The following is an 8,428-nucleotide window of genomic DNA, read 5'->3' on the forward strand; positions in this document are numbered from 1 at the left end:
GTTCACTCAAAAAGCATGGGATAAAATGCGGAAAGGCAATATAGTACCATTGAGAATTTGTGGATATGGCGGCATATTTTTTTATCATTTTGATGATAAAGGATTTTTTCGATAAGGTAAAAGAAAGTGAAAGTTTTTTCAGACGGCATTGAATAAGGCAATAAAAATCCCCTGCCGGGATAAACGGGCAGGGGATTTTTGTCTTATCGAACTTATTTGTTCAATTCGTTAGCCAGATACAGCCAAGTTTCAATCACGGTATCAGGGTTGAGCGATACGCTCTCGATACCTTCTTCAACCAGCCATTTGGCAAAGTCCGGATGGTCTGATGGACCTTGACCGCAAATGCCGACGTATTTGTTTTGTTTGCGGCAAGCAGAGATTGCCAAGTGCAACATTACTTTAACGGCAGGATTGCGTTCGTCAAAGGAGTCGGATACCAAGCCGCTGTCACGGTCGAGACCGAGGGTTAGCTGGGTCATGTCGTTAGAGCCGATGGAGAAGCCGTCGAAGTATTGCAGGAATTGTTCTGCCAATACTGCGTTGCTTGGCAACTCGCACATCATGATCAGGCGCAGGCCGTTTTTGCCGCGTTCCAAACCGTTTTCTTTCAGGGCTTTAACCACAGCTTCTGCTTCACCCAAAGTACGAACGAATGGAATCATGATTTCGACGTTGGTCAAACCCATTTCATCGCGAACGCGTTTCAAGGCTTTACACTCGAGTGCGAAGCAGTCTTTGAAGTTATCGGCTACATAACGCGCTGCACCACGGAAGCCCAACATTGGGTTTTCTTCGTGCGGTTCGTAGATGCTGCCACCCACCAAGTTAGCGTATTCGTTGGATTTGAAGTCTGACATACGAACGATGGTTTTGCGTGGATAAACCGAAGCAGCCAAAGTTGCCACACCTTCCGCGATTTTATCGACATAGAAGTCGACAGGAGAAGCGTAGCCGGCGATACGGCGGGTAATTTCAGCTTTCAACTCGTCGTCTTGTTTGTCAAATTCCAACAAGGCTTTAGGGTGGATACCGATTTGACGGTTGATGATGAATTCCATACGCGCCAAGCCGATACCTTCGCTAGGCAGGTTGGCGAAGCTGAATGCCAATTCAGGGTTACCAACGTTCATCATCACTTTTACAGGCGCTTTAGGCATGTTGTCCAAAGCAACATCGGTAATTTGTACGTCCAGCAAGCCCGAGTAGATGAAGCCGGTATCGCCTTCGGCACAAGATACGGTAACTTCTTGGCCTTCGGACAGCAGATCGGTAGCGTCGCCACAACCTACAACAGCCGGAATACCCAATTCACGCGCGATAATCGCTGCGTGGCAGGTACGGCCGCCGCGGTTGGTCACGATGGCGGAAGCACGTTTCATCACCGGTTCCCAATCCGGGTCGGTCATGTCGGTAACGAGTACGTCGCCTGCTTCAACGGAATCCATCTCGGAAGCATCTTTCACCAGGCGTACTTTGCCTTGGCCGACTTTTTGACCGATGGCACGGCCTTCGCACAAGACAACTTTTTCGCCGTTGATGGAGAAGCGGCGCAGATTGCGGCTGCTGTCTTCTTGGGATTTCACGGTCTCAGGACGGGCTTGCAGGATGTAGAGTTTGCCGTCCAAACCGTCGCGGCCCCATTCGATGTCCATTGGGCGGCCGTAGTGTTTTTCGATAGTCAGCGCGTAATGAGCCAACTCGGTTACTTCGGCATCGGTAATGGAGAAGCGTTGACGGTCTTCTGCAGGTACATCAACGTTGGTTACAGATTTACCGGCTTCGGCTTTGTCGGTAAAGATCATTTTGATTTGTTTCGAACCCATGGTTTTGCGCAGGATAGCCGGTTTGCCTGCTTTCAAAGTAGGTTTGAATACATAGAATTCGTCAGGGTTTACCGCACCTTGTACGACGTTTTCGCCCAGACCGTAAGAAGAGGTAACGAAAACGACTTGGTCGTAACCGGATTCGGTATCGATGGTGAACATCACACCGGAGGCACCGCTGTCAGAGCGCACCATGCGTTGTACGCCGGCAGAAAGGGCAACGATGTCGTGTTCGAAGCCTTTGTGGACACGGTAAGAAATGGCACGGTCGTTGTACAGGGAAGCGAATACATGGTGCATGGCTTCTTTAACGTTTTCCAAGCCGTTGATGTTCAAGAAGGTTTCTTGTTGACCGGCAAAAGAAGCATCCGGCAGGTCTTCTGCTGTTGCGGAAGAACGTACGGCAACGGAAATGTCCGCACCGCCGGCATCGGCAACCATTTTGTTCCAAGCTGTTTCGATTTCAGCATCCAGCTGCTCAGGGAACGGAGTATCCAAAATCCATTGACGGATTTCTTTACCCACGCGTGCCAATTCGGCAACGTCTTCAACATCCAGTTGTTTCAGGGCTTCGGAAATACGCTCGCTCAGACCATTGTGAGCCAGGAAAGCACGATAAGCTTCGGCTGTGGTTGCAAAACCGCCGGGAACGCGCACGCCTTTTTCAGTCAGTTGGCTGATCATTTCGCCCAAAGAGGCATTTTTACCGCCCACTCGCTCAACGTCAGTCATACGCAGGTTTTCAAACCAAATAACGTAGTTTTCGGCCATTTGTGTGTCCAATCCAATCCAAAAAATGTTAAAAAAGAAACAAATCCGCCTGCTTATTGTAGCCATTCGTTTGATGGCTGTCATGTGTTTTATCTTTTTAAAAATCACAAATTCGTCTGTGATATTGTGCTTTTCAGGCGTGTAGCCTTCTGAAATGTGAATATCAGATTCATGTTTTTACGTGTTATCTTCTTGTTAAATATGGAAAACAAAATAAGTTAATAAATTTAATAAACAAGATTTATTTTGCAATTTTAGAATAAAATTCTACAAAATAGCAAAAAATAAAATTTTGTGCTAATTTAAAAATTGTTCAAATTTGTTGTAATCCTGTGTAATCTCTCGGGAATCGCTTTATTGCAAAGGCTGTAACTGCTATGATTGCCGTCTGAAACGTTACCCTCAAGAGGATTCATTATGACTGATCCACGCCAAGTCTTCTATATTTCCGACCGAACCGGCCTGACCGCTGAAAATATCGGTGAAGCCTTGCTGAACCAATTTGGCAATGTTGAGTTCAAACGCCATACCTATCCGTTTATCGATACGCCTGAAAAAGCGCGTGCTGTTGTAGACAAAGTCAACCAATCAGCTGAAAAATTCGGTGTACGCCCGATTGCTTTTGTCAGTGTGGTCAATGACGAAATCCGTGAAATCATCAAGAAAGCCAATGCGTTCCATATTAATTTCTTTGAAACCTTTCTCGGTCTTTTGGAAAAGGAACTCAATACGGAGGCAGTTGCCGCCCGGCAGGGGCACCACAGTATCGGCAATACCCAACGCTATGATGCGCGTATGGAGGCGGTCAATTTTTCACTGAATCATGATGACGGTGTCAGCGATAAAAACCTGCAGGAAGCGGATGTGATTTTGATGGGCGTGTCCCGTTCGGGCAAAACGCCGACCTGTCTCTATCTGGCCCTGCAATACGGTATCCGCGCCGCAAACTATCCATTGATTCCCGATGATTTGGAATCGACCGATTTGCCGCGTATGGTCAAGCCTTATAAAGACAAGCTGTTCGGCTTGACCATTCAGCCTGAGCGTTTGCAGGCTATCCGTCATGAGCGCCGTCCTAATTCGACCTATGCCAAAATCGATACTTGCCGCAGCGAGATTGCCGATGCGCAAAATATGTTTAAACGCCACGGAGTGCCGTTTACCAATACAACGGATAAATCTGTGGAAGAACTCGCCGTTCATATCTTGCAGGCTTGCAAGCTGAAACGCCGTTTCTAAATGAAATGATAAAAGGCCGTCTGAAATTTCAGACGGCCTTTTTTTTATTTTGTATATTTAAGTCTTAGGCAGGGTAACACCGGTTTGTCCCATGTATTTGCCGTTGCGGTCTTTGTATGAAGTTTCGCAGACTTCATCGCTTTCAAAGAACAAGACTTGGGCCACGCCTTCGCCTGCATAGATTTTGGCAGGCAGGGGGGTGGTGTTGGAAAACTCAAGCGTAACGTAGCCTTCCCACTCAGGCTCAAACGGGGTAACGTTGACGATAATGCCGCAGCGTGCGTAGGTGGACTTGCCTAAGCAGACGGTCAGGACGTTGCGCGGGATGCGGAAATATTCGACTGTGCGCGCCAAAGCAAAGGAGTTGGGCGGAATGATGCAGCAGTCGTCTTCGACGGTTACGAAGTTTTTCGGGTCGAAGTTTTTCGGGTCGACGATGGTGCTGTTGATGTTGGTGAAGATTTTAAATTCATTGGCACAACGGATGTCGTAGCCGTAGCTGGACGTGCCGTAGGAGATGATGCGTTGGCCGTTGGCCTCTTTGATTTGGTTGGGCTCGAACGGCTCAATCATGCCGTGTTCTTCGGCCATGCGGCGTATCCATTTGTCGGATTTAATGCTCATGGTGGTTGTCCTGGGGTAAGGGTTGTTTGGAAATTTTTTGAAATCAACACAACAGCCTTTAGACAGGCTTGTCAATTGATGTTTCAGACGGCCTAAAAGCCGGATAAGGTCGTCTGAAAGGCTGTTTATTTGGTTTTGGACGCAGATTTCTTAGCCAGTTTGACTTCTTTAATCATACCGTCTTCGCATTTCATGATGAAGACGGGTGTGCCGTTTTGGGAGGCGGTAAAGTTTCCGTGCGCCCTGCCTTTTTTGAACATGCCTTCCAGCGTCATATTGCGTAATTTGGCGCTGTTGGAGGAGAAAGGTTCGATAAAGGTTTCGCTGTTGTTGGAAACGGTATATACGCCTTTGCCGTCAAATTTGCCGTTTTTAAATGAGCCGACATAGCTGCGGCCGTCTTGGCATTTCCATGTACCTTTACCGGATGGTTTGCCGTCTTTGCCGACATCGCCATCATAAGCGCAACCTTTTTCCTGATAAGGATTGATGGTTTCAGCAATGGCAGGCGTACCCAGCATGAAGGCGATAGGGAGTAGGGCGAGGTATTTCATCATTCATTCCTTTTTGCAGGCAGTTTCAGACGGCCTGATATTGGGCTTCAAAAGTCAGCAGGGTTTCAGCAATACGGCGTGGCAATATGGCTAAAGCGTGTTCGCGTATGGCCGCAGGGATACCGTAGTAGGCTTCGGCAATACTGCCGGTAATGGCCGCCAAGGTATCGCTGTCTCCGCCTAGGGATACTGCCAGTCGGATGGCGTGTTCAAAATCATCGCTTTCAAGAAAGGCGGTAATCGCTTGAGGTACGGTTTCCTGACAGCTTTCGTTGAAATGATAATGCGGGCGGATTTGGTCGCAACTTTGGCTCAAGTCGTAGCCGAATTGCCGTGTAATGTTTTCTTTGATTTGCGCTTTGCCCATACCGGTACGCGCCCAAAAGATGGCGGCGGCTACGGCTTGCGCGCCTTTAATGCCTTCTAGGTGGTTGTGCGTTACGATGGCGGATTGCTCAGCAAAATGCAGGGTTTCTTCCAATGTGGCAAATGCCCAACCAACGGCAGAAACACGCATGGCCGAGCCGTTGCCCCAGCTATTATAAGATTCTGGATCTTTCCATTCTATCCATTGTGAGAAGCGGCCGCCATATGCGCCTTTTGGACAGGGATATGCCCTGCACCAGCCTTGTAAAATAGAGACCAAATTATCGTTGCAGCCTTGTAAAACCCAATCGGCGATGGCAACAGTGCAAATCGTGTCATCGGTAAAGTCGCTGTCGGGGCTGAAAATGTCAAAATCGGTGTGACGGTAGTTGTCAAACTCGAATCGTGATCCGGCAATATCGCCAATGACTGCGCCCAACATCATGACATCCTTTCTGATACTTCTATTTATATTTCAGACGGCCTTTGATATTTCCCAATGAAAAGGCCGTCTGAAAAATTACTCTTGCCAGCCGCCCAAATAAGAAACCAGCTCTTCCAACATGGTGCTGATGGCTTCGGTCATCAGGATTTGCGAGGCAAAGGCGAGGCTGGCGGCATCGTCGCCGTTGCTTTCGGCTTCTTCTTGCAAAACGTCCAGATACTGGATGCGTTTGAGCGTAAAGTCTTGGGTAAGGATAAACGCGATTTGTTCGCGCCATACCAAGCCGAGTTGGGTAACAGTTTTGCCGTTTTTGACGTGTTGTACCACTTCATCGGCGGTCAGGTCTTGTTTGGAAACTTTGACGACCGGAACAACATCGCCGACGCCTTTGAGTTCGCAATCGCTGTCCAATTCAAAACCGCCTTCGCAGTGGCCTTGCAGCAGCCAGCTGGTCATCAGGGAGGAGGGCGATTGTTTGGTGTTGGGAAGGGCGGCTTCCAAACCGCCCAAGGCTTCGCGCAGTTTGGTCAGGATATTTTCCGCTTTGGCAGATGCGGCATTGTTGACCAAAAGATACCCGTGGCGCGTGTCGAAAATCGCCTGTGTGCGGCTGCTGCGCGTAAAGGCACGGGGCAGCAGGTCGTCAGTAATCTGTTCTTTTAGTTCTTGTTTTTCCTTACGGCCGACATTGCGTGCTTCGTTGTTTTGGATTTCCAAAACCTTTTCATCCAAAATATCGCGGATCACGCCGGCAGGCAGGACTTTTTCTTCTTTTTTTAGGGCAACGCGCCAAGTGTAATCAGCAGGGAAAACCAGCTCGGGCGAAAAGGAAACCGGCGTGGCAAAGCCTTCGCTAAACCAGTCCAAACCCTGACAATGGGCAAATTCGGATTGCGCCAATTTGTCGGCAAGGACTTCCAATTCGGGCAACTTGTCTTTGTTGAGCGGATAAAAACTGATTTGCTTAAACCACATGGCGAGTTTTCCTTTTTATTAAAACCGGCATTATACAGGGAAAATAACATACGGAAATCGGCAGTATCTTTAAAAATGCAGTAAAGGCGTTGACAGAAGAAAAGGCTTTCTGTATAGTTCGCGCTTCGGTTACGCGCCCATCGTCTAGAGGCCTAGGACACTGCCCTTTCACGGCGGCAACCGGGGTTCGAATCCCCGTGGGCGTGCCAAAATTTTTAGAAAACGCTCCTGCTTTTTGCAGGGGCGTTTTTTGTTTTCAGACGGCCTGTCGCTGTGAAAATATCTTTAAATTGGTTTACAATAATGCCATTCTGAATCTTAACGAGAGAAAACAATGTTAGACATCCAATTGCTCCGCAGCAATACCGCCGCAGTTGCCGAACGTTTGGCCGCCCGCGGTTACGAGTTTGATATCGCGCGTTTCAACGCTTTGGAAGAGCAACGCAAAGCCGTTCAAGTGAAAACAGAAGAGTTGCAGGCTTCGCGCAACAGTATTTCCAAACAAATCGGCGCGTTGAAAGGTCAAGGCAAACACGAAGAGGCTCAAGCTGCAATGGATCAGGTTGCCCAAATCAAAGCGGATTTGGAGCAGGCTGCCGCTGATTTGGATGCCGTTCAGAAAGAATTGGATGCTTGGCTGCTGAGCATTCCGAACCTGCCGCACGAAAGCGTGCCTGTCGGTAAAGATGAAACGGAAAACGTTGAAGTCCGCAAAGTCGGCACACCGCGCGAATTTGATTTTGAAATCAAAGACCATGTTGATTTGGGTGAGCCTTTGGGCTTGGATTTTGAAGGCGGTGCGAAACTTTCCGGCGCGCGCTTTACCGTGATGAAAGGCCAAATCGCCCGTCTGCATCGCGCTTTGGCTCAGTTCATGCTGGACACGCACACGTTGAAACATGGCTATACCGAACATTACACGCCTTACATTGTGGATGATCTGACCCTGCAAGGTACGGGCCAACTGCCTAAATTTGCAGAAGATTTGTTCCACGTTACCCGCGGCGGCGATGAGAGTAAGAAAACGCAATATCTGATTCCGACCGCCGAAGTGACGCTGACCAATACTGTTGCCGACAGCATCGTGGCCGGCAGTGATTTGCCGTTGAAATTGACTGCGCATTCCCCATGTTTCCGTTCCGAAGCGGGCGCATACGGTAAAGACGTGCGCGGTTTGATTCGCCAACACCAATTCGACAAAGTGGAAATGGTGCAAATCGTTCATCCGGAAAAATCATACGAAGCGCTGGAAGAAATGGTCGGACACGCTGAAAATATTTTGAAAGCGTTGGAACTGCCATACCGCGTGATCACTTTGTGTACCGGCGACATGGGCTTCGGCGCGACCAAAACCTACGACTTGGAAGTTTGGGTTCCTGCGCAAAACACTTACCGCGAAATTTCCAGCTGCTCCAACTGTGAAGATTTTCAAGCTCGCCGCATGAAGGCGCGTTTCAAAGATGAAAACGGTAAAAACCGTTTGGTACATACTTTGAACGGCTCAGGCTTGGCAGTCGGCCGTACTTTGGTGGCGGTTTTGGAAAACCATCAAAATGCCGACGGCAGCATTAATGTCCCTGCTGCGTTGCAACCGTATATGGGCGGCGTGACCAAATTGGAAGTAAAAT

The 8,428-nt window shown here is 48.6% G+C and carries 7 protein-coding genes and 1 tRNA gene; 3 read left to right on the forward strand and 5 right to left on the reverse strand.

Going from position 1 to position 8,428, the window contains the following annotated elements:
* Positions 1–212: 212 nt before the first annotated feature.
* On the reverse strand, positions 213–2,597 hold the full coding sequence (gene ppsA, locus O3661_RS09225) for a phosphoenolpyruvate synthase (protein ID WP_263337484.1): 2,385 nt from the start codon (positions 2,595–2,597) through the stop codon (positions 213–215).
* Between the two features lie 417 nt (positions 2,598–3,014).
* On the opposite strand from ppsA, the gene O3661_RS09230 reads away from it, so the two are divergent.
* Entirely contained in the window at positions 3,015–3,836 is an 822-nt protein-coding gene (locus O3661_RS09230; protein ID WP_070588146.1) for a pyruvate, water dikinase regulatory protein, read from the forward strand.
* A gap of 57 nt (positions 3,837–3,893) precedes the next feature.
* Here O3661_RS09230 and dcd read toward each other — a convergent pair whose 3' ends face one another.
* The 4 genes from dcd to O3661_RS09250 all read right to left on the reverse strand — a co-directional run bounded on the left by dcd (position 3,894) and on the right by O3661_RS09250 (position 6,800).
* On the reverse strand, positions 3,894–4,460 hold the full coding sequence (dcd, locus tag O3661_RS09235) for a dCTP deaminase (protein WP_003680541.1): 567 nt from the start codon (positions 4,458–4,460) through the stop codon (positions 3,894–3,896).
* Positions 4,461–4,585: 125 nt separating this feature from the next.
* A complete protein-coding gene (locus O3661_RS09240) occupies positions 4,586–5,017 on the reverse strand; it encodes a hypothetical protein (RefSeq protein WP_371493182.1) in 432 nt (143 codons plus the stop codon).
* Positions 5,018–5,039: 22 nt separating this feature from the next.
* Positions 5,040–5,822: an ADP-ribosylglycohydrolase family protein gene (locus O3661_RS09245; RefSeq protein WP_371493184.1), complete on the reverse strand. Its 783-nt coding sequence runs from the start codon at positions 5,820–5,822 to the stop codon at positions 5,040–5,042.
* Positions 5,823–5,900: 78 nt separating this feature from the next.
* Positions 5,901–6,800 (reverse strand): recombination-associated protein RdgC, encoded by a 900-nt coding sequence (locus tag O3661_RS09250; RefSeq protein WP_003747432.1) that lies wholly within the window; start codon positions 6,798–6,800, stop codon positions 5,901–5,903.
* Positions 6,801–6,933: 133 nt separating this feature from the next.
* Here O3661_RS09250 and O3661_RS09255 point away from each other — a divergent pair.
* Both O3661_RS09255 and serS read left to right on the forward strand, forming a co-directional pair.
* Positions 6,934–7,009, forward strand: a tRNA-Glu gene (locus tag O3661_RS09255).
* A gap of 125 nt (positions 7,010–7,134) precedes the next feature.
* Positions 7,135–8,428: serine--tRNA ligase (serS, locus tag O3661_RS09260; RefSeq protein WP_371493186.1), on the forward strand; the 1,294-nt coding region annotated here is incomplete at its 3' end.

It is taken from the genome of Neisseria sp. 20925_1_37, from assembly GCF_041433255.1.
Taxonomy (GTDB): domain Bacteria; phylum Pseudomonadota; class Gammaproteobacteria; order Burkholderiales; family Neisseriaceae; genus Neisseria; species Neisseria flavescens_D.